The sequence below is a fragment of the Marinobacterium rhizophilum DSM 18822 genome (assembly GCF_000378045.1).
Lineage (GTDB): Bacteria > Pseudomonadota > Gammaproteobacteria > Pseudomonadales > Balneatricaceae > Marinobacterium_A > Marinobacterium_A rhizophilum.
This window is the reverse complement of sequence record NZ_KB899115.1, coordinates 34,339-55,583: the sequence shown is the minus strand read 5'-3', so window position 1 is coordinate 55,583 and position 21,245 is coordinate 34,339. Positions and strand designations below refer to the sequence as shown.

Here is a 21,245-nt window from a genome sequence, read left to right as displayed (position 1 = left end):
ACCCAGGCACAGCACCGGCGGCACAACGAGCGCCTATACTGCAGCCTGCAATGCCAGGCAGCGCCGTGCAGCCCCATCAGAATCAACCCAGGGAGACATTCAAGTCATGCCGGACTCTAGAACAAAGGCCGCCGATGATCTTCACCCCGTGCGCATTGAAGGTCTGGAATTTGTTGAATTTTCCGCCCCCGATCCGGCACAGCTGGTGCACTTTCTGGAACAACTGGGATTTCAGGCCCGTGCCCGTCATCGCAGCAAGGATGTCACCCTGTACCGCCAGGGCGATATCAACTTTATCGTCAATGCCACCCCCGGCAGTTTCGCCCAGTCCTATGCACAGCAGCATGGCACTTCCATCTGTGCTTTGGCGCTGCGCGTCAGCGATGCCAACAGCGCCTACCAGACCCTGCTGACGCGGGGTGCCTGGGAGGCCAACACGACAGCGGGTGTCATGGAGCTGAACATACCGGCGCTGGAATGCATCGGCGGTAGCCAGATCTACCTGATAGATCGCTACGGCGAGGATCTCAGCATTTATGATATTGATTTCAAGGCACTGCCAGGCAACGAGCCCCCGGCGCAGAACCTGCAGCGGGTCAGCTCGATGACACTCGCGGTCTGTCCTGGGCGCACTCGGGAGTGGAGCGACTTTTTTTGCCAGCTGTTCGGTTTCAGCACGACAGCAGACGGGACCATTACCAGCCCGGATGGATCGCTGCAGCTGAAGTTTGACGAACTCGATGCCGAGCCTGCAGACCTTGCCGACGAGGGGATATCCTGCATCGAACTGGCCGCCACCGACCTGGCCACTGCACAGGAAAACCTCGCCGCCGCCGGGCTGAAGCTCAAGCCTGCCGGCGCACAGTCGGGCAGGCAGCCGGATTCGCACTACCTGGTGCAGCATCCTCAGTTCGATTCCAGCGTTAATTTTCTTATCGGCCGGTAATTATTCATGACTCAAGGCGACAACATCACCGCACCGAACTTTTCCATCAGCAGCCTGAGCCTGACCGGCAGCCTGGATGAAAAACTCCAGGCAATTGCCCAGGCAGGCTTTGATGCTGTCGAGCTCGGCGCGCTGGACCTGTCCGGTGCCAAGGACGGTATCAGCGGTTCGGTAGAGCGCATCCGCAACAGTGGCCTGCGCATCAGTGCGCTGCAGGAAGTACGTGACTTTGGCGGGCATTCGGGCCGAATCATGGCGTACAAGGTGGAACTGGCCAAAACCTACCTGCAGCTCATGGCGCGCCTGGGCTGCCGGTTGCTGATCGTCACGCCGGCCACCTCGTCCCATGCCTCGGTGGATATCGACCGAATGGCGGCGGATTTGCGTATCCTGGCAACCCTGGCGACACCGCGCGGCATCCGCATCGGCTTCAAACCCCTCGCCTGGGCCCACGATGTGCATAACTACCCCCTGGCCTGGGAGATCGTCAGGCGTGCCGGCAATACCAACCTCAGCCTGGTGATTGACAGCTTCCACCTGCTGGCCCAGGCGCAGAGCCCGGAATCGCTCGGCGAAATTCCAGTGGAACGCATCAGCCTGGTTCAGCTGTCCGACTTTGCCATGAGCGCCATTCCGGCGCTTGAAGACCAGATCGATATCGCCCGTCACGCCCGCCTCTATCCCGGTGAAGGCAGTCACGGCCAGAGCATCCGCGAGCTGGTACGCTACTGTCAGGGCATCGGTTACCGCGGAGATTACGTGTTCGATGTGTTCAATGACAAATACCTTGCACAGAGTCCCACGGATGCCTTGCAGCACGCGGTGCAGTCGCGCCAGTGGCTGCTTGAGGGGCTGAGCTGATACGCAGCAGCGCCGCCACGGCCAGAGCTTCTATGCCGGGCGTTCAATGCCGCTGTACGGCGCATGAAGATACAGCGACAGATACCTCGCCCGCTATCCAGCGCACACGCACACCAGGGATGCCTTGCAGCACGCGGTGCAGTCGTGCCGGGGCTGTTCGATGGTTTGAACTGACCTGCGTGATCACAGCCCTGGGGTGATCAGCCAAGCACTGCTGCCATGACTGATGTCGCCTTGAATGCATGGCCGAACAATCAACCTGAGCAATGTGCGCTGGGTGCCATTACTGCCGCAGGCGGGCAATACTCAACTCGGTCTCGGCTTCGCAAACCACCCGGTTACGCCCCTGGCTCTTGGCTTCATAAAGGGCGGCGTCCGCACTCGCCAGCAACTCATTCAGCGAACCCATGCCGGGTTTTAATTCCGAAATGCCAAAGCTGGACGTGACTTTCACCACTGAGCTTATGGCGGTTACCGTGCAGTCTTCAATTTCAGCTCGCAGTCGCTCAGCCAGGGCCAGGGCGGCATCACGCTGCGTTTCGACAAGGATGACCGCGAACTCTTCGCCACCCAGGCGCGATATGATGTCCGAGTCCCGCAACACGCCGGTGAGTTTCCCGGCAATCTGCTTGATGACCTGATCGCCAACCGGGTGGCCGAAGCTGTCGTTCACAACCTTAAACCGGTCAATATCCAGCATGATAACGGACAGCGGATGCCGGTAGCGTATGGCTCGATTCACCTCCTCATTGCCGCGCTCGAAGAATGCACGGCGGTTTAAGAGGCCGGTCAAGGAATCTACGCGCGCCAGGACCTCGGCCTGCCGGCGGGCATCTTCCAGCTCCCGGGTTCGCTCCATAACCTTGGCTTCCAGTTCATCCCTCGAGCGTATCGAGGCACGCAGCTCACGCCGTTCAGCGTTAAGCTTTTCATTGCGCAGGATATTGATTCGGTCGGCCAGCGCAAAGGCCAGCACAATGCTCTGAAAGATCATGCCGAAACGGGTCATGGCAACCGTAACGGGATCGGAAGGTATGACGCCGCTAAACCGCAAAATGGCGCTGATGACGATCAGTGACCACAGGCTCCAGGCCAGGGTGTAGCCCCTGGCGATCTGATGGCCCCGATACCAGAGCCAGGCACCCAGAACCGGAAACAGCCCCAGCGCCAGCCCGATCATCAGCAGCAGGTTAATCGAGACCGCCTTGAACCCAACAAGGAAAAGTACTCCGCTGCAACCGGTCAGCAGCATCAGTGCCAGCAGCAGGCGATCAAAGCGTCGTGCTCTCACCTTTGTATCCAGGAAGCTGCGGGTAAATTGCACCGCCAGCATATAGAACAAGGCCACCGCGATATTCGGCAGGGTGTCTGCCAGTGTGTGGTTGAAGCCCCAGAGATACCGGTATCCCAGTCCGCTGAGCGCCAGATACATAACAGTGGCTGACGAGGCATAGAGCAGATACCAGAAGAACGGCGCCTCGCGCAGAGACAGCATAAGAAACAGATTATAGAGAATAACCAGCAGTGATCCGCCCAGGAAAACCCCAAGCCATATGGCCTTGAGATGCTGCGCCTGCGCATAGGCCGCGACAGTTGAGGCCTCCTGGTAAACATTGATGATCCCGGCGGACGCGTAACGGAAACGAAGGTAAATCTCGCTGCTGCCGGGCTGGGTCAGATAGGAAAAGTAAAACGTCTCGCTGGGGGTAGCGCCTGCCGCAATGGGCCGATGGTCACCTGACAGCTGAGTGACAACCGTGCCGTCCTCGCGGATCTGATAACTGTCCACGTAGTCCGTGGTGTTGTGCAGCACATCCAGGACCCACGCAACCGGCTGCCCGGTGGAATTTTGTGCCTCCAGCCGCACCCACCAGGCAGAGGCGGACACCCCAAAAGCGGTCTTGTCATTGGGCAGCGATTCAAACTGCCCCTTCCAGGGTTGGCTGCGAACATCCTCGATAGCCAGTGTACCGCCGGGATCCTCGAGCACGCTCAGGTAGGGCGTCACCACAACCCCGGTCATCACCGGCTGAAGCGGCAGCACAGCGCCAAGGGCGAACACGGGAAAACAGCCAAGCCAAAGCATCACCAGCGAGCGCAGCAAAACCTGAAAACCGAGCGGGGCTCCAGGCACTAACGCCGGGAAGCAATGCTGTCGACAAGATCCCCGGTGCGCCGAAGCAACATCCATGCGTTTGTACACCTGCTAGTCAATAAAATATCAACGTCTTAGAGCCGATCGACCGTCAATATAGCATTGATATGCAAGGAACTTGCAGCATTGATATCAGGCCAGTCCTGTACGTTCGGCCAACCCTCCCGACACGCCAACAAAAAACACTGGGGGTACAGCCGCAACTCTGTCAGGTGAATGGCGCGGAATCAGTCGCACTCTCCGCCACTGTGAAATCAGCGTGCGGTTCAAGAAGTGAAAGAGTTTGAGTCATGGGCCTCGCCGTCGCATCGTACCGCCCTGCAAGATCAGAGCCCACACCCGCCTGTTCCCGCGCCACGCTTTGTGGCAAGCGACTTTGGGACAGGATCGTGATACCCGGTGCATCTATGTATCACTGTCAGCGGCTCAAGACGTGCTCCTGCATTGACCAAATCGACTTTCTATCAAGGTTATTAAATACGCATCGTTATGGTTAAACACGTTGAGCCGGACAAGGTATTGGTCAAGATGCCCTCACTGAGGGCGGTAAAGTCTTTCGTGGCAGCAGCCAAATACCATAATTTTACCCGCGCGGCCGAAGCGCTGTGTGTCACCCAGGCGGCCATCAGCTGGCAGATTCGCGAACTCGAGGCCAGCCTGTATCGAGTCGTAGGGTGGAGCCGCAATAGCCCCGCGCTATCATTACGCGGCGGATTTGCTGCGGCGTAACCCATCAACAATGCCGGCTTGCGCAATGCTGAACTGACACCCCGGATGGGTCCTGCAGTGTCGGATTTCACACTAATTTGCGAAGAACCACAAAAAAGCCCCCCGAGCGCTGTCTGTGCTGAGGGGCTTTACTCGCTGGACTCTGTGCAAGCGCGTTGAAACGCGCGGTCCCGCACGGCTTCAGGCGATTAACCTGGCGGCTTAATACTCAGTTCAACCGTTCGATGACCGTCGCTATGCCCTGCCCCATGCCGATACACATGGTGGCCAGACCGAGGGTACCGTTTTGCTGCTCCAGCACGTTCAGCAACGTCGTGGTGATGCGCGTGCCTGAGCACCCCAGCGGGTGCCCCAGCGCAATGGCGCCCCCGTTGAGATTGACCTTCTGGTCCATCTTGTCCATTAGCTTCAGGCCTTTCATGACCGACAGCGCCTGGGCAGCAAAGGCCTCATTGAGCTCGAAGTAGTCGATATCATCGATACGCAGGCCGGCACGCTTGAGCGCCTTCTGGCTGGCCGGTACCGGACCGTAGCCCATGATGGACGGATCACAGCCGGCCACACCCATGCTGAGGATACGCGCCCGGGGCGTTAGACCCAGGTTCTGGGCGCGCTCGGCTGACATCAGCAGCATTGCACTGGCACCGTCGGACAGTGCCGAGGAAGTGCCGGCCGTGACAGTGCCGACTTTGGGGATAAAAACGGGCGGCAGTGCAGCCAGGGATTCAACCGTGGTCTCCGGGCGAATGACTTCATCGCTTTCCAGCAGCGACTTGAAGCCCTTGTCGTCATGCCCTTCGACCGGCACGATTTCATTACTGAAGCGACCGGACAGCGACGCCTCATGGGCTTTCTGGTGCGAGCGGGCGCCAAAGGCATCCTGTTGCTCGCGGGACACCCCGTTCATCTTGCCCAGCATCTCGGCGGTAACGCCCATCATCATGGCCGCCTTGGCAACCTGTTTGGACATCTGCGGATTCACATCCACGCCGTGGGTCAGGGCCACATGACCCATGTGCTCGACACCGCCCACCATAAAGAGGTCACCGTTGCCGCTCTGAATAGCCTGGGCGGCGGTATGCAACGCGGCCATGGACGAGCCACAGAGGCGGTTGACGGTCTGGGCTGCGACGGTATGGGGAATGCCCGCCAGCAGGGCCGCATTGCGGCCGACATTGAAGCCCTGCTCCAGGGTCTGGTTGACGCAGCCCCAGATAACATCTTCGATGTCGGCCGGATTGACCTGCGGATGCCGGGACAGCAGCCCCTGCATAACCGCGGCAGACAGCGCTTCGGCGCGGACATTGCGAAAGGATCCATTCTTGGAACGTCCCATGGGGGTACGCACCGCATCGACGATTACCACGTCATTGGGTTTCAGGCTCATCTGGGTATCCTCCCGTATCAGCTGTAGTAGGTTGCGCCGCTGGCGGCCATCTGTTGCATGCCCTTCGTAGGCTGGTAAAGCGGCCCAAGGTCGGCATATTTGGCAGCCATGGCACAGAAGTTGGCCAGCCCCAGCTGATCAAGATAATAGAGCGCACCGCCGCGGAACGGCGGGAAACCAATACCGTAAATGAGCCCCATGTCCGCATCGGCGGCCGAGGCCACAATGCTGTCCTCCAGACAGCGCACTGTCTCGATACAGAGCGGAATCATCATGCGTTCGATGATCTCTTCATCGGACAGATCCTGCGCCGCCCCCACGACACCGTCGAGGGCCTGGGCAATGCTGTCATCCGGCAGCTTCTTCAGCTTGCCATGACGATCCTGCGTATAGGCATAGAAACCCTTGCCGTTTTTCTGGCCAAAACGCTCCAGGCTGTACAGCCGATCAATGGCATTTTCGCCCGCGTGGGTCATACGGTCCGGAAAGCCCGCCGCCATGACCGCATCGGCATGATGCGCCGTATCGATACCCACGACATCCAGCAGATAAGCCGGGCCCATGGGCCAGCCGAAACCTTCCATCACCTTGTCAATCCTGCGAAAGTCCGCGCCATCGCGCAGCAGCAGACTGAAACCGCCGAAATAGGGAAACAACACACGGTTAACCAGGAATCCCGGGCAATCATTGACGACGATCGGTGTCTTGCCGAGGGTCTGGGCGTACGCCACGGTACGGGCAACGGCCGCATCGGAGCTCTTCTCGCCCCGAATGACTTCCACCAGCGGCATCTTGTGTACCGGGTTAAAGAAGTGCATACCGCAGAAGTTTTCGGGTTTTTTCAGCGCCGAAGCCAGTTCGGTGATCGAGATGGTCGAGGTATTGGAGGCCAGGATCGCCCCCTCCTGCAGGTGCTGTTCGGTTTCGGCCAGCACCGCCTGCTTTACCTTGACGTTTTCCACCACCGCCTCGACCACCAGGTCAACGCCGGAAAAATCGCCGTAACTCAGGGTTGGGCGGATCATGGTCAGGGTTTTGGCGACCCCGCTCGCATCCAGCCGGCCGCGCTTGAGCTGACCGCCCAGCAGTTGGGTAGCCTCATCCAGCCCCAGCTGCAGGGCCTTTTCATTGATATCCTTCATCAGAATCGGCACCCCGCGGGATGCCGACTGATAGGCCACGCCGCCGCCCATGATACCGGCGCCCAGAACCGCGGCATGACGCACCGGCGCTGCTCCGGCGGCATGCTGGCGAGCGGTCTTTTTAACCTGCTGATCTTTCATGAACAGGCCGATCAGCGCCTTGCAGACATCGGTCTTGGCCAGCTTGGCAAAGCCCTTGGCTTCCACCTGCTGGGCCGCGTCGCGCTTGAGGCTGGCGTGCTTTTGCATCGTCTTCAGCGCCGCCATGGGCGCCGGGTAATGCGGCCCGGCCTTGGCCCCGATCACGCCCTTGGCGGATTCAAAGGCCATCATCTGTTCAACCTGGTTGAGCTTGATGGGGTTCTGCTTCTCTTCCCGGCGTGCCAGGTAGTCAAACTTGCCGGCGACACAGTTACGCAGCAGATCCAGGCCAGCTTCCGTCAGCTGGTCGGCGTCAACCACGGCATCCACCGCCCCCACCTTCTGCGCCGCCGCGGCTTTTTGTTCGGCGCCACCACAGATCCACTCGTTGGCATTGTCGACACCGATCAGACGCGACAGGCGTACCGTGCCGCCCCAGCCCGGGTAGATTCCCAGCTTCACTTCCGGCAGGCCAACCTTGGCCGCCGTGCTCGCCACCCGGTAATCAGTGGCCAGGCAGAGTTCAAAACCGCCCCCCAGGGCCACACCGTTGATGGCCGTGACGGTCGGGAACGGCAGATCCTCGATGGCATTGAAGATCTGATTCATTTCCAGCAGGGCGGCTGCGATCTCGTCTTCGCTGCGCTCAAACATCTGGCTGAATTCGGTGATATCGGCACCGACGATAAACACGTCCTTGGCGCTGCTGAACAGCACGCCCTGCACATCGGCAGTACCCTGGAGCGCTGTCACGGCGTCGCGCAGCTCGGCAAGCGTCGCCTGATTGAATTTGTTAACCGATTCGCCTGCGAGATCGAAAACAACCTCGTAAAGACCGTCGCCCGCGTCCCGTACGCTGACCGCCTGTCCTGCATACACCATTCTTGTTCTCCCCGCCGGAATCTGTCCGGAGTCTGTAATCGGTCCCGCCTGAAAGCCAGGGCTTCCTGGCTTCAAACGTCTTGTTACTGTTGACCATAGTAGTCACAGCAGCGTTCGCAACAATGACAAAATCAGCCCGCATTACTGACAATAAGTTTCAACATTTTTTTTATTCTTATATTTCATATAGTTAAAATAATTAAAAACCAACAAAACAATAACACTATGTGCGTAAACAGCACCCTGCAGTAGCCCACGGGTACACCCGCGGTGTCGATTACAAACGCCAGATACAACAAGGCCGGCAACAAAGCCGGCCCTGAATAATAGCTGCTGAATTCTCGTATTTTTAGCCGCGCTGCATAAATGCCATCAAGGCGTGCTGGGCTTCCTCTGAATGCAGCCGCTCGCGGAAGGCGTCGATTTCCTCCACCAGAACCTGCTGCAACAGATCCTGCTGATGGGCTCGCAGCATCTGCTTGCTCTTGCGCACCGCCTGCTGTGGCAACGCCGCCAGCGTGCCGGCGCGTTCCCGTGCAAGCTGCAGCACCTGATCAACAGGCGTGACCTCATTGATCAGCCCTATGCTGAGGCCACAGTCCGCATCGAAGACCTCGCCCAGCACCAGCAGCTCAAACGCCTTGCGGTGTCCGACCAGCTGCGGCAGCAGCAAGCTGCTGCCGCCTTCAGGCACCAGACCAAGCCGGGCGAACGGCAGCTGCAATCGGCTGTTGTCGGCGCCATACACCAGGTCGCAGTGCAGCAGCAGCGTCGTACCAATGCCCACCGCATGGCCCTGTATGGCCGCGACCAGGGGTTTTTCGAGCCCTGCCAGCGTCTGCAGCAGGCGCAACGGTACCCGTGCCGCTTCCGCGCTGGCGCCACTGCTGACAAAGTCGGCAATATCGTTACCCGCGCAGAAGCTATCGCCCGAGCCACTCAGGAGCACGGCCTTAACCGTTTCGTCGGCATCGGCCCGCTGCAGCAATTCAGTCAGGCCGAGGTACATCTCCCGGTTCAATGCATTTTTTTTCTGCGGCCGATTCAGAGTCAATTCCAGTACGCCGTCGTCGTGCTGTCGTGTTATCAGTTCAGACATAACAATTCTCCTCAATCCCGGTATTGGACTGCATCGGCCGCAAACTGTCGGCCCGCCTCTAAATATTCTCGCTTCAAACGCGCCACCAACTCGGCGGTCGTGGGTACGTCCACAATGGAGCCAACCCCCTGTCCCGCCGACCAGACCGTTTTCCAGGCCTTGGCCTCGTCACTCAGATCCATGGCCTTGCCGGTATCATGCGCAGCATCCAGTAATCCGGCGGCCTCAAGGCTCTGGCGCATGAAACTGGCGGGAATGCCTGACACCTTGGGCGTATAGACGATATCAGCAGCATGACTGCCAATAATCATGTCCTTGTAGTCATCCGGTGCCATGCTCTCACGGGTGTTGATGAAGCGCGTGCCCATGTAGCTCAGGTCCGCCCCCAGCATGCGGGCGGCGGCCAGGTCCTGCCCAGTGGACAGGCTACCGGACAGAATCACCACGCCCTCAAAGAACTGGCGAATCTCATTCATCAGCGCAAAGGGACTCAGGGTCCCGGCATGCCCACCTGCGCCCGCACAGACGGCGATCAGCCCATCCACTCCGGCCGCGGCCGCCTTTTGGGCATGGCGCAGGTTGGTCACGTCATGAAACACCAGCCCCCCGTAGCTGTGCACGGCATCCACGACTTCTTTGACCGCACCCAGTGAAGTTATCACCACTGGCACCCGATGTTTTACGCATAACTTCAGGTCCGCGTTCAGGCGCGGGTTGGTGGGATGCACTATAAGATTAACGCCAAAAGGCGCCGCTGGCACACCCGTGGTGTGCGCGTGATCCTGCAGCACCGCGTTGATGTCCTCGAGCCATTGCTCAAAGCCTTCACTGCTGCGCTGATTCAGCGCAGGAAAGGTGCCGATCACACCGGCCTTGCAGGTCTCGGTCACCAGCCTGGGACCAGAAACCAGAAACATTGGCGCGGCAATAAGCGGCAGGCGAAGCCGCCCGTGAAAGGATTCGGGTAGGCTCATGCAGTTCTCCAGTTGTTATTTTCAGGGGGGGGGGGCCCGTACGAGGGGGCACCCGAAGGCACTCAGGCAGCCGGAGGGTCCGGTGTATAGAGCTCGGGGTATACCTGTTTCACGATCTCGGAATTCTGCGCCCAGGTATGGCAGCTGTTGAGAATGGCACCACGACGCTCCTTTTTTTCATCCGTATTTTTTAACGGCCAGAGCGTCTGAATGGCGGTTGTTGCCAGCGGCTGGAGCAACTCATTGAGGTGGGTGCAGCCCTTGACGCCCCCCACCAGCTCGCGGGTCTGGCGCAGCCAGCCAGCGCCAATACGGGTTCCCTCAAGCTGCTTGAAAACACCTGCGATACCGGCGCACATGCGTGCAGGTGCCGCGTCAATGACGCATTCCACTGCATGGATCAGAAAGTCCTGGTCGATCGTCAGGCGCATGCTGATATCGTGGAAGGCTTCACCGCCCGCCACATAACCGCCGCGCTCCTCGTTATCGACATCATAGGCCTTGGTATCCGTCATGCGGCCTTCAATATCCCAGAGCCCGTCGTCACGCAAAAAGCCCACACAGTTGACGACTCGGTGGTGATGCTGGGCACGACGTGCAGGTTTGGGTAAGGGCATATATGCTTGCTCCGGTGCTTGATTCAGGCGACTTCGACATCCTGCGCGCTGTCTTTTTTCAGTTTGCGTCGCAGGACCTTGCCGATGTTGGATTTGGGCAAATCATGGGTAAACATGATTTCGCGAGGGATCTTGTAGCGGCTCAGGCGCTCCTTGCACCAGGCCCTGATATCGGCATCCGCCAGTGCCTCGTTGCGACTCACCACAAACAATTGCACCGCTTCGCCGGTTCTTGCATCGGGAATCCCCACCGCGGCGCATTCCACCACGTCGGGATGGGAGGAGACGACATCCTCGATTTCGTTGGGGTACACATTGAAACCGGACACGATGATCAGGTCCTTGGCACGGTCGACGATACGCAGGTAACCGTCAGCCTCCTCGACGGCCACATCACCGGTACGAAAATAACCGTCATCCGTGAATGCATCCGCCGTATCCTGCTCGCGCTGCCAGTACCCCACCATGACCTGAGGCCCCCGCACGCACAGCTCTCCAGCCTCGCCCTGCGCCACGTCGGCCCCTTCAGGGGTAATCACCCGTATCTCGGTCTCCGGCAGCGGGCAGCCAATGGTTCCCACCCGCACACCGCCGGGCGGATTGATCGCGACCGCGGGCGAGGTTTCCGTCAGGCCGTAGCCTTCCATGATTTCGCAGCCGGTCACCGCGTGCCATTTATCGGCAGCATCGTGGGTCAGTGCCATGCCACCCGAAATGGTAACCTTGAGAGGACTGAAATCCAGCTGTCGAAATGCCTCCCGGTTACAGAGTGCCACAAAGAGCGTATTAAGCCCGATAAAACAGGACACTTCCCAGCGCTTGAGCTCGCGTATGAACGCATCAATGTCCCGGGGGTTGGGAATCAGCACCGTATGGCCACCGTTTTCCATCACGATCAGCGAGATGGTAAAGGCATAGATGTGATAGAGCGGCAACGGCGCCATCGTGGTGTCGCTCCAGTGGCCATCCACTCGACTGATCAGTTTGCTGCCCTGCAACATGTTGGACACCAGGTTACCGTGGCTCAACACCGCGCCCTTGGCGAGGCCTGTCGTGCCACCGGTATATTGCAGCACCGCCGGATTGCCGGTCTCACAGGCAACCGGCGCAGGCGAGAGCCCCAGGCCAGTGGCCAGCGCATGGCGCAGACTCACGGCGTCCGGCAGTGAATAGGACGGCTCCATCTTCTTGATATATTTGATGGCGGCATTGAGCAGTGTGCGCTTGAGAAAACCGTGCAAATCACCGACCTGGGTCACGAAGACATGACGTATATCGGTATTGTCGATAATTTTCTCCGCCTTGTGCGCCATGCTCTTGTGGATCACCAGCGCGCTGGCGCCGGAATCCCGGAACTGATGTTCCATCTCCCGCGGCGTGTAGAGCGGGTTGGTATTGACCACCACCAGACCTGCCCGCAGTGCACCGAACAGCACAACCGGGTACTGAATCAGGTTGGGTAGCTGCACTGCAATCCGGTCGCCGGGTTTGAGGTCGGTATTGCGCTGCACATAGACCGCAAAGGCATCGGCTAACTGATCCAGTTCGGCATAGCTCAGCGTACGGCCAAAACTGGTGAACGCCGGACGCTCCGGATAGTCCCGACAAACCCGCGCCACCACATCCAGTACGGTTTTGTAATGCCGCGGGTTGAGCTGTTGCGGAATTGAATGCCCTCGTACCTGAGCCATGACGTTATCCTTTGAATATTATTGTTATCGACTGTTGGTTTGTGTTGAGTGTACGGAATGGGCCGGCCGATCATTAAACCGCCCGGCACAGGCCCGACATCAGGCTGGCGGAAACAGGTTCGCCAGCTGGGTGGCGACCATGATGTCGCCATCGGCCCGCACACGCCCCCCCATGAAGGCACTCATGCCATCCAGCTCACCACTCATTATCTCGCCCAGAGTCCCGCTGTCCATCGACAATGTCACCGTGGGTGCCTCGCTCTCCCCTTCGGTAACCGTGCAGCAACCCTCGGCCACCGTAACAAACCAGGGGCCGGAATCGTCCAGCTGAAACTGGAACACGGCGTCCACGCCCGCTGCGGCCGCGGCATCGAACTGCTGTTCCATCTTGGAGAAAAGTACGCTTGTATCGGTCATGTTCCCTTGCTCCGGATCCGTTGTGTGTCTGTGATAGCGCCTGACACGCAGTTTCAGTAACCGGGACACCAGCATGCGCCCCGGCTTGTATTTTAGTAGCCACATCAGAAAGTGAAGTGCTCGGCATCCAGTGCCATCAGATTATCGGCGCCCGACAGCATGGTTACGCTGAGGCTGCGGGTTCGCGGCAGCAGGCGTTCAAAATAAAAGCGTGCGCACTGCAGCTTGGCTTCATAGAAGGCCGCCTCGGTCGTGCCGCGTGCAAGCTCTGCCTGTGCCACCTGAGCCATGCGGGCCCAGAAGTAACCCAGCACAACGTAGCCTGAGTACATCAGGTAATCCACCGCAGCGGCCCCGACCTCTTCGCGATCCTGCATGGCCTTCATGCCGATCTTCATGGTCAGATCACCCCATTCACGGTTCAGCTCCACCAGCGGCGCCACGAACGGCTGCATGGCCGTGTCGCCATCCTGCGCCTGGCAGAACTTGTGCAGTATCCGGGTGAAACCCTTGAGCGCTGCGCCCTGGGTCATCAGCACCTTGCGTCCGAGCAGGTCCAGCGCCTGAATCTGTGTCGTGCCCTCGTACAGCATGGAGATACGGCTATCGCGTACGTTCTGCTCCATGCCCCACTCGGCGATGTATCCATGGCCGCCATACACCTGCATGCCATGGTTGGCCGCTTCGTAACCCACTTCGGTCAGAAAGGCCTTGGCGATCGGCGTGAGAAAGGCCAGCAGCGCATCGGCTTCAGAGCGGTCCGCCTCGCTAGCCCCCTGCTTGACGCGATCCACCAGCTGGGCGCAGTAATAAATCAGCGCCCGACCGCCTTCAGCAAAGGCCTTCTGCGTCAGCAGCATGTTGCGTACCGCTGGATGAACGATAATCGGATCGGCAACGCCATCAGGATTCCTGGGCCCCGACAGCGCCCGCATCTGCAGGCGGTCACGGGCATAACTCAGCGAGTTCTGAAAGCCCCACTCTGCGTGAGCAAGGCCCTGCAATGCCGTACCCAGACGCGCCGTGTTCATGAAGGTGAACATGCAGTTCAGGCCCTTGTTGGGAGGCCCAATCAAATAACCGGTGGCGCCGTCAAAGTTCATTACGCAGGTCGCGTTGCCGTGAATGCCCATCTTGTGTTCCAGCGCACCGCATGCAAGCGCATTGCGCTCACCGGCGCCTCCCTGTGCATCCGGCAGGAACTTGGGCACGATAAACAGCGAAATGCCCTTGGTGCCGGCGGGTGCATCCGGCAGTCGAGCCAGCACGATATGAACGATATTCTCCGCCATGTCGTGCTCACCGGCGGAGATAAAGATCTTGCTACCACTGATGCGGTAACTGCCGTCGGCGGCGGGTTCTGCGCGCGTGCGCAGCAAGCCCAGATCCGTGCCGCAATGGGATTCGGTCAGGCACATGGTACCCGTCCACTCGCCACTCACCAGCTTGCTCAGGTACAGCTGCTTCTGCTCTTGCGTACCATGGGCCTCCAGTGTGTTCATGGCGCCGTGGCTCAGGCCGGGATACATGCTCCAGGCCCAGTTGGCGGTACCCACCATTTCGTTGATGACGATACCAATAGATTCGGGCAGCCCCTGGCCGCCCCACTGCGGATCATGCGCCAGTGAAGACCAGCCCCCTTCGACGAACTGGCTGTACGCCTGCTTGAAACCCTGTGGCGTTACCACTTCGCCACCCTCAAGCCGGCAGCCCTGCCGATCCCCGACCGCATTCAGCGGGGCCAGCACACGCTCGGAAAACTTGGCGCCTTCATCGATAATCGCCTCAATCATGTCCGGTGTCGCATCCTCGGCACCGGTCAGTGCCTTGTAGTGCGCATCCGCATCCAGCAGCTCGTTCAGCACAAAGTGCATCTCGCGTCGCGGGGCTTTGTACTCTGGCATGATTCCATCCTCAACTGGGTAATCGCAGGCATCCGGCCACCGGACGCTCTCGTTATTCTGTAGTCCACAGGATCACCGAATTCGCCATTGCGACCAATAACAAATGCTTCCAGTTTTAGTGACAAAAATTATCATTCGCGCTATTTACGCCTCAAAGCAGTTATTCGCCGGCTAAAGAATAAATAACAAATACGGTCAAGCCAGGCAGAAAAAAGCCCGCACAGGGTGCGGGCTAGCGGTGCGTCTGCACGAACAGACTGTTCATCAGCACAGCACCACAGCGCTCAGGTTTGATCCGTCATGACAGAACCGGCCCGCATCACCAGTACATCGGTTGCCGTGCGATCGAGAATATCCTCGGCCGTATTGCCAAACAGGGCGCCACGGACACCCCTGCGGGCACTGGTACTGATCACCAGCAGTGCCGCGTTCAGGTCGTTACTGATCTGGCTGATCCAGAATTCGGCCGGCCCCTCGCCGATATGATGCTGCTGCGGACTCAGGGCCAGCCGTTGACAGAGTGTCTGGGTGGCGTCGCGGGCTCGGGCTGCAATCAGGCTGGCCAGCTGGTCTTCCGCTTTCGCCCCCAGCATTGGCGGCGCGGTGGCAACCACCGTGTGCAACTGCGCCCCGACCAGGGTGGCGACCAGGTCCGCCGCCCGCAGTACCGATTCATCGAGTGCCGCCTGCTGCGGACCATCGTGCAACGGATTGATTGCCGCCAGCACGCAGCCACCGGCCCAGGGTTCAATGCGCTTGACCAGCAACACTGGCGCCGGCACTTCACGCAGCAGACGCCAGTCCAGTGGTGCCGTCAACGTTGCCTCACCGTGGTGCGGATCGCACCCTTTGACCAGCAATGAGTAGGGCTCGCGCGCCCATTCATTACGCAGGGTTTCGAACAGTGACGCCGTCGGGTCCAGCAGATGCACCGTTCTGTCACCGTGCAGCTGAGCCAGCGCGTCGTCCATGCCTTCCCAGGCCGGTCGCGTGCCAAACCACAGCAGATCAAGCGGCACATCGATCACCCCGGCAATCAGGCCGGCCCGGTGCAATGCCTCCCGGCAGTGCGACCCGCCATCCAGCAAAACCAGTATTCTGTTCGGTGCCAAAGGCATAGACCCGTTCCCCATCTATCCATCCCCAAATTCCCGGCAGCGCATCGGGCGCCGGATTTTGATTGACTCTTTCCAGCCCCGAAGAGCCGACTCAGGACAGCAGATCACTGGTCTCCTTTTGCCTCACCCTGGCGCCTGAATGGCGATACAGCACACAGGTCAGTGCCGGCAGCAAAATCAGCGCACCGAGCATGTTCCACAGGAACATGAAGGTCAGCAATATGCCCATGTCTGCCTGAAACTTGATGGGTGAGAACACCCAGAGCACCACACCGATCGCCAGCGTCAGGCCCGTGAAGGCAACCGACTTGCCGGTGGTACGCAACGTCGCCAGATAGGCATCGGGCAGGCTCTGGCCCTGCAGCAGGAAGCTGTTCAGCTTGGTATAGATATAGATTCCGTAGTCCACCCCGATGCCCACGCCCAGGGCGATCACCGGCAGCGTCGCCACCTTGACCCCAATACCCAGCGTGGCCATCAGCGCCTGGCAGAGCAAGGACGTCAGCGCCAGCGGCAGAATGATGCAGATCACCGTGCGCAGCGAACGAAACGTCAGCAGGCAGAGCAGACTTACCACGCCATACACCATCAGCAGCATCTTGTACTGGGCGGTGCCGATCACCTCGTTGGTGGCCGCCTCGATGCCGGAATTGCCTGCCGCCAGCCGGAACTGAATCGCATCACTGTCATGACGCGCGGCAAAGGCTTTCACGCTGGCGGTCACACGGCTGAGAGTTTCCGCCTTGTGGTCATCCAGAAACATGATCAGCGGCAATAGCGAGCAGTCTGTGTTCATCAGGCCGCCGGGCACATAGGCAAGGGATGCATTGATCACAAACTGATTGCGGCTCACTGAACGCCATTTCAGGCTGCCCTCGTTAAGCCCCGCCGTAACCCGTTCGGACACATCCGCCAGCGACAGACTGGACTGCACGCCCGGCACATTGGTCAGGTAGTGCTGCAGGCGATCCACCCGCTCTAGCGTGGCAAAGCTCGAACACTGCTCAGGCGCAGTGGTGACCATCACCACAAATACATCGCTGGACGTGGAGTAATTTTCGGTCACGAAGGCATTGTCGAGGTTGTAGCGTGAATCCTTGCGCAACTCCGGGGCGCCCGAATCCAGATCACCGATTTTCAGCCCGGTGCTCAGCTGCAATCCCGCCAGTGCCATCCCTGCGGCGACCAGCAGGGCCACAGTGGCCCCCCGCGGACGGGCAAAGACCGTCAGCAACGCCCAGGCCGAGCGCGTCGATGCCGTCGCGCGCTTCGCCCGGGCGATGGCGCGGGCGCCAACACCGCACCAGGACATCAGCAACGGCAGTAGCAACAGGTTGGTCAGAATGATCACCGCAACCCCGATGGACGCCGCGATGGCCAGATCCTGAATCACCTGAATCTGAATCACCATCAGGGTGACGAAGCCCAGCCCGTCCGACAGCAGCGCCGTGAGGCCCGGAATGTAGAGCGCACGGAAAGCCCGGCGCGCCGCCAGCACATTATCGGCGCCCTGCGCTGCCTCCTGGGCCACGGTATTGACGACCTGCACGCCGTGGCTGACCGCAATGGCAAACACCAGAAAGGGCACCAGCATCGAATAGGGATCCAGCCCGTAGCCAAGCAGACGCAACAGACCGAGCTGCCAGACCACCGCCACAAGGGAGCAGCCCAGCGGGATCAGGGTGCCGCTCAGGCTGCCGGAGTAGAGATACAGCAGCACCAGGGTGACGCCGAAGGCCACGGCAAAGAACAGGGCGACATCACGCGCCCCGTCGATCAGGTCCCCCACCACCTTGGCAAAACCGGTGATATGAATACGCACCGCGTCGGACTCATAGGGCTGACGCACCAGGGTCTCGAGCAGGTGGGACAGTTGCTGATAGTCCAGGGCGGCACCGCTTTCGGGATCCCGATCAAACAGTGGCACCTGCACAATGGCCGAGCCAAAGTCATTCGCCACCAGGCGTCCGACCTGGCCCGAACGCAAAATATTGGTACGCAGATTCTCCAGCGCCGCCGGCGAGCCATCGTAATCGTCAGGAATCACGGGGCCACCCACAAAGCCCTCTTCCGTAACTTCGGTCCAGCGCACATTGGGTGTCCAGATCGAGGCCAGCGCCGAGCGATCGACCCCCGGCAGGAAGAACAGCTCGTCGGTTACCTTGCGCAGCGTTTCCTGAAAGGAGGCCGTGAAGATATCGCCATCGGTCGCAGCCACGACCACACGCACACTGTTGCCCAACCCCGCCAGGTCATCGCGGTAATTCAGGTAGTTCTCGACGTATGGATGTTCGGTAGGAATCATCTTGACGAAGCTGGCATCGGGCCTGATCTGGCTCGCCTGCCAGCCCAGCAGCAGGGTTATGAGCGCAAACAGCGCCAGCAAGGTCCGGCGGCGATGAAACATCAGCCGCTCAATCAACTGCTCGCTGCCTTTTACCAGTCCCAGTATCGACAGGGTCAGCCTTTTCATTGTGCGCCCTCCTGCGGCATGTCCTTGCGCTGAATGCCGCCCTCACCGACCACGATCAGCCTGGCACCCGCCACGGCGGCCGCACTCAGGCTCTGGCGCGAGCGGGGTTGCTGCAGCGGCGCGAAACCCGCGCGGTTGCCGGCCTGCAACAGGCCGCCCTGCCCCAGTAGCAGCAGGGTCTTGCCCACCGCCAGCGCATTGTTAAGGGTGGCGGAGGAATCCAGCTCAAGCGCCTGCCAATGCTCACCGTCCGGACTGTGAAACAGATTGCCGCGCAGTCCCATCAGGTAGAGGCCGTCAAGCTCGGCCATGGCAAAGAATGAGCCGTCATAGGGTGATTCCAGCGCCGCCCAGGTCCGTCCCGCATCGCGCGAGCGCAGCAGCAATCCGGCTTCACCGGCGATATAGAGATCGCCGCTGCGCGTTGCCAGCAAACTGTTCAGGTGGAACCGGTCAGGGTTGGGCAACTGGTGACCGAGGGTCTGCCAGCTGCGGCCTCCGTCGAGGGTACGCAGCAGCTGACCGTAGGCTCCGAGCACAAAACCGTGCTGCGAATCAGCGAACCAGACATCCAGCAGCGGCATATGGGGGCCTTCTTCCTGCGTGAAGCGCGCATCCTCCAGCGCGTATTCAAGCGCCTCCAGCACCATGGGGGCCGCTTCGGCATCCAGACGCAGTGCCTCCAGCTCGGCCTCGAGCTGCTTGACGCGCAGCGTATTGAGCTCATTGCCATCCAGCTGCAGGCTCCAGCTGGCGCCGCCGTCTGCACTGTGCAGCACCGTGCCATCGTGCCCCACGGCCCAGCCTTGCTGCGCATCGACGAAGTGCACCGCCGTCAGCAGCACGCTGACCGGAACTGCGCCCTGACGCCAGCGCTCGCCCTGGTCATCGGACAACAGCACCACGCCCTGCTCCCCCACCGCCACCAGGCGCTCACCCGCGGTGTCGATATCCAGCAACAAGGACTGTGTCGCCCGCTGGCTCACCAGCGTGGGTACCTGCAGACGATCAAAACCCTCAGTCGCGAAACTGTCAGCTGCTAAACCAGGTAACGAAAGAGTGCTGATTCCCAGCAACATAAACAGGCGCCGGAACCGGCCTTGAACATTAAATCCCATAATTGACCCTTGAGGTCCGCCAATCGGTCTGGACAACAGATTGGCAGTGTTCCACGTTTTGTAATTATTATGCAGGGAAGCCAAACCAGGCGGTTCAGATGCAGAGACAATTTAATATGCCCGACTGCAACCCCGGTCGCCCATCGCATTCCAGACCGCGGGTCATTCGAAGCATCAGCGATTGGCGGCGCCCGCTCAATAACAATCCACACCACATATCCTGACAATATCGATCATGTGCACGCTGAGTGCGTTCTACAATTGATTTTGTCTCAAAGACAAAGTAAACGTAGGCAGCGAGCTATAACAAGAAAGACGTGGCATGCGCCATACGCAATATAAACGAAGGGGAATCTCTGCAATGAAACAGTTTTCAAGGACACTTTTGAGTGTTGGTACCGCACTGGCTATTCTGGGTTCAGCCGCAGCCGTGCAGGCCGAAACACTCAAGATCGCACTGGCAGGCCCGGCAACCGGCCCGGTTGCCCAGTACGGTGACATGCAGAAAATCGGCGTAATTGCGGCGATTGAAGATATCAACAAGGCGGGCGGCGTTAACGGCATGCAGCTCGAAGGTGTGATCTACGACGACGCCTGCGACCCCAAACAGGCCGTCGCCGTAGCCAACAAGATCGTCAATGACGGCATCACTCACGTCGTGGGCCACCTGTGCTCCAGCTCCACAGAGCCGGCCGCCGATGTATACGAGGAAGAAGGCGTGCTGATGATTACCGCCGCGTCCACCTCGCCGACCATCACCGAAAAGGGTCATCAACTGATCTTCCGCACCATCGGCCTGGACAGCCTGCAGGGCAGCATGGCAGCAGATTACATCGCCAACACCGTCAAACCCAAAACGCTGGCCATCATTCACGACAAGCAGCAGTACGGCGAAGGCCTGGCCCAGACCGTCAAGGATGGCCTGGAAGCCAAGGGTATTACGCCGGTCATGTTTGAAGGTGTGACACCGGGCGACAAGGACTTCTCCGCGCTGATTGCCAAGCTGAAGAAAGAGAACGTCGATTTCGTCTACTACGGTGGCTATCACCCGGAACTGGGTCTGATCCTGCGCCAGTCGGCTGAAAAGAGCTTCGACGCGCAGTTCATGGGCCCAGAAGGCATCGTCAACGCCGATCTGGCCAAGATCGCCGGTGATGCAACCGAAGGCGTACTGGCAACAGCGCCCAAGAGCTTTGACCAGAACCCGGAAAACAAAGCCCGCGTGGAGGCCATCCAGGCCAAGGGCGAAGACCCCTCCGGCCCCTTCGTTTTCACCGCCTACGCTGCTGTGCAGGTGATGGCTGACACCATCAATGCCACCGGTGATTCGGATCCTTTCAAAATGGCTGACTATATCCGCAGCCACAGCTTCGATACCTCCATCGGCAAGGTCGCCTACGACGAGAAAGGTGACCTGACTGAGTCCACCTTCCTGGTGTACAGCCTGCACAAGGACGGCTCGAAAACCCCTGCTGCCCAGTAAATAATTACAATAATCGGCAGTCTGGACCTCGCGTTCCGGCTGCCCCCGGCACCCAGCCCCGCGATCCGGGGCCGGGCCTCTGTCGATGGCTGACAGGCGCCCCGGGTG

At 59.7% G+C, this 21,245-nt stretch carries 16 protein-coding genes; 4 read left to right on the top strand and 12 right to left on the bottom strand.

The window, feature by feature from the left end:
- Positions 1-106 precede the first annotated feature (106 nt).
- Positions 107-946 (top strand): VOC family protein, encoded by an 840-nt coding sequence (locus F451_RS26270; protein WP_083928517.1) that lies wholly within the window; start codon positions 107-109, stop codon positions 944-946.
- Positions 947-952: 6 nt separating this feature from the next.
- Positions 953-1,807, top strand: coding sequence for a sugar phosphate isomerase/epimerase family protein (locus F451_RS26265; RefSeq protein WP_020683539.1), 855 nt, complete (start codon positions 953-955; stop codon positions 1,805-1,807).
- A gap of 283 nt (positions 1,808-2,090) precedes the next feature.
- Here the strand turns inward: F451_RS26265 and F451_RS0121770 are convergent, their stop codons facing one another.
- Positions 2,091-3,998 (bottom strand): sensor domain-containing diguanylate cyclase, encoded by a 1,908-nt coding sequence (locus F451_RS0121770; RefSeq protein ID WP_083928516.1) that lies wholly within the window; start codon positions 3,996-3,998, stop codon positions 2,091-2,093.
- A 492-nt stretch (positions 3,999-4,490) separates the two neighbouring features.
- Here F451_RS0121770 and F451_RS28650 point away from each other — a divergent pair, with 492 nt between their 5' ends.
- The gene (locus F451_RS28650; RefSeq protein WP_276202614.1) at positions 4,491-4,691 is read left to right on the top strand and encodes a LysR family transcriptional regulator; all 201 of its coding nucleotides are present in this window, start codon (positions 4,491-4,493) and stop codon (positions 4,689-4,691) included.
- 208 nt (positions 4,692-4,899) lie between these two features.
- Here the strand turns inward: F451_RS28650 and fadA are convergent, their stop codons facing one another.
- The 11 genes from fadA to F451_RS0121710 all read right to left on the bottom strand — a co-directional run bounded on the left by fadA (position 4,900) and on the right by F451_RS0121710 (position 19,654).
- The gene (gene fadA / locus F451_RS0121760) at positions 4,900-6,078 is read right to left on the bottom strand and encodes an acetyl-CoA C-acyltransferase FadA (RefSeq protein ID WP_020683536.1); all 1,179 of its coding nucleotides are present in this window, start codon (positions 6,076-6,078) and stop codon (positions 4,900-4,902) included.
- 17 nt (positions 6,079-6,095) lie between these two features.
- Positions 6,096-8,243 (bottom strand): fatty acid oxidation complex subunit alpha FadB, encoded by a 2,148-nt coding sequence (fadB, locus tag F451_RS0121755; protein ID WP_020683535.1) that lies wholly within the window; start codon positions 8,241-8,243, stop codon positions 6,096-6,098.
- Between the two features lie 349 nt (positions 8,244-8,592).
- On the bottom strand, positions 8,593-9,342 hold the full coding sequence (locus F451_RS0121750) for an enoyl-CoA hydratase (RefSeq protein ID WP_020683534.1): 750 nt from the start codon (positions 9,340-9,342) through the stop codon (positions 8,593-8,595).
- 11 nt (positions 9,343-9,353) lie between these two features.
- Positions 9,354-10,316, bottom strand: coding sequence for an NAD(P)H-dependent flavin oxidoreductase (locus F451_RS0121745; RefSeq protein WP_020683533.1), 963 nt, complete (start codon positions 10,314-10,316; stop codon positions 9,354-9,356).
- Between the two features lie 62 nt (positions 10,317-10,378).
- The gene (locus F451_RS0121740) at positions 10,379-10,933 is read right to left on the bottom strand and encodes a DUF2889 domain-containing protein (RefSeq protein ID WP_020683532.1); all 555 of its coding nucleotides are present in this window, start codon (positions 10,931-10,933) and stop codon (positions 10,379-10,381) included.
- A gap of 23 nt (positions 10,934-10,956) precedes the next feature.
- Positions 10,957-12,624, bottom strand: a complete 1,668-nt coding sequence (locus tag F451_RS0121735; RefSeq protein ID WP_020683531.1) for a long-chain-fatty-acid--CoA ligase — start codon at positions 12,622-12,624, stop codon at positions 10,957-10,959.
- Positions 12,625-12,723: 99 nt separating this feature from the next.
- Positions 12,724-13,041, bottom strand: coding sequence for an SCP2 sterol-binding domain-containing protein (locus tag F451_RS0121730; protein WP_020683530.1), 318 nt, complete (start codon positions 13,039-13,041; stop codon positions 12,724-12,726).
- 104 nt (positions 13,042-13,145) lie between these two features.
- Positions 13,146-14,945: an acyl-CoA dehydrogenase C-terminal domain-containing protein gene (locus tag F451_RS0121725; protein WP_026291966.1), complete on the bottom strand. Its 1,800-nt coding sequence runs from the start codon at positions 14,943-14,945 to the stop codon at positions 13,146-13,148.
- Between the two features lie 284 nt (positions 14,946-15,229).
- A complete protein-coding gene (locus tag F451_RS26950) occupies positions 15,230-16,063 on the bottom strand; it encodes a universal stress protein (RefSeq protein ID WP_020683528.1) in 834 nt (277 codons plus the stop codon).
- 91 nt (positions 16,064-16,154) lie between these two features.
- Positions 16,155-18,536 (bottom strand): efflux RND transporter permease subunit, encoded by a 2,382-nt coding sequence (locus tag F451_RS26255; RefSeq protein ID WP_020683527.1) that lies wholly within the window; start codon positions 18,534-18,536, stop codon positions 16,155-16,157.
- A complete protein-coding gene (locus tag F451_RS0121710; protein ID WP_020683526.1) occupies positions 18,533-19,654 on the bottom strand; it encodes a WD40/YVTN/BNR-like repeat-containing protein in 1,122 nt (373 codons plus the stop codon). The genes F451_RS26255 and F451_RS0121710 overlap by 4 nt, the downstream gene beginning before the upstream one ends.
- A 361-nt stretch (positions 19,655-20,015) precedes the next feature.
- On the opposite strand from F451_RS0121710, the gene F451_RS0121705 reads away from it, so the two are divergent.
- Positions 20,016-21,137 carry a high-affinity branched-chain amino acid ABC transporter substrate-binding protein gene (locus F451_RS0121705; protein ID WP_026291964.1) on the top strand — a complete coding sequence of 374 codons (1,122 nt, stop codon included), beginning with the start codon at positions 20,016-20,018 and terminating at the stop codon, positions 21,135-21,137.
- Positions 21,138-21,245: the final 108 nt, after the last annotated feature.

What these genes read in the sequence shown, in the direction of transcription:
- F451_RS26270 (WP_083928517.1), top strand. Translation starts at nt 107, where the DNA reads ATGCCGGACTCTAGAACAAAGGCCGCCGATGATCTTCACCCCGTGCGC.
- F451_RS26265 (WP_020683539.1), top strand. Translation starts at nt 953, where the DNA reads ATGACTCAAGGCGACAACATCACCGCACCGAACTTTTCCATCAGCAGC.
- F451_RS0121770 (WP_083928516.1), bottom strand. Translation starts at nt 3,998, where the DNA reads ATGGATGTTGCTTCGGCGCACCGGGGATCTTGTCGACAGCATTGCTTC.
- F451_RS28650 (WP_276202614.1), top strand. Translation starts at nt 4,491, where the DNA reads ATGCCCTCACTGAGGGCGGTAAAGTCTTTCGTGGCAGCAGCCAAATAC.
- fadA (WP_020683536.1), bottom strand. Translation starts at nt 6,078, where the DNA reads ATGAGCCTGAAACCCAATGACGTGGTAATCGTCGATGCGGTGCGTACC.
- fadB (WP_020683535.1), bottom strand. Translation starts at nt 8,243, where the DNA reads ATGGTGTATGCAGGACAGGCGGTCAGCGTACGGGACGCGGGCGACGGT.
- F451_RS0121750 (WP_020683534.1), bottom strand. Translation starts at nt 9,342, where the DNA reads ATGTCTGAACTGATAACACGACAGCACGACGACGGCGTACTGGAATTG.
- F451_RS0121745 (WP_020683533.1), bottom strand. Translation starts at nt 10,316, where the DNA reads ATGAGCCTACCCGAATCCTTTCACGGGCGGCTTCGCCTGCCGCTTATT.
- F451_RS0121740 (WP_020683532.1), bottom strand. Translation starts at nt 10,933, where the DNA reads ATGCCCTTACCCAAACCTGCACGTCGTGCCCAGCATCACCACCGAGTC.
- F451_RS0121735 (WP_020683531.1), bottom strand. Translation starts at nt 12,624, where the DNA reads ATGGCTCAGGTACGAGGGCATTCAATTCCGCAACAGCTCAACCCGCGG.
- F451_RS0121730 (WP_020683530.1), bottom strand. Translation starts at nt 13,041, where the DNA reads ATGACCGATACAAGCGTACTTTTCTCCAAGATGGAACAGCAGTTCGAT.
- F451_RS0121725 (WP_026291966.1), bottom strand. Translation starts at nt 14,945, where the DNA reads ATGCCAGAGTACAAAGCCCCGCGACGCGAGATGCACTTTGTGCTGAAC.
- F451_RS26950 (WP_020683528.1), bottom strand. Translation starts at nt 16,063, where the DNA reads ATGCCTTTGGCACCGAACAGAATACTGGTTTTGCTGGATGGCGGGTCG.
- F451_RS26255 (WP_020683527.1), bottom strand. Translation starts at nt 18,536, where the DNA reads ATGAAAAGGCTGACCCTGTCGATACTGGGACTGGTAAAAGGCAGCGAG.
- F451_RS0121710 (WP_020683526.1), bottom strand. Translation starts at nt 19,654, where the DNA reads ATGGGATTTAATGTTCAAGGCCGGTTCCGGCGCCTGTTTATGTTGCTG.
- F451_RS0121705 (WP_026291964.1), top strand. Translation starts at nt 20,016, where the DNA reads ATGAAACAGTTTTCAAGGACACTTTTGAGTGTTGGTACCGCACTGGCT.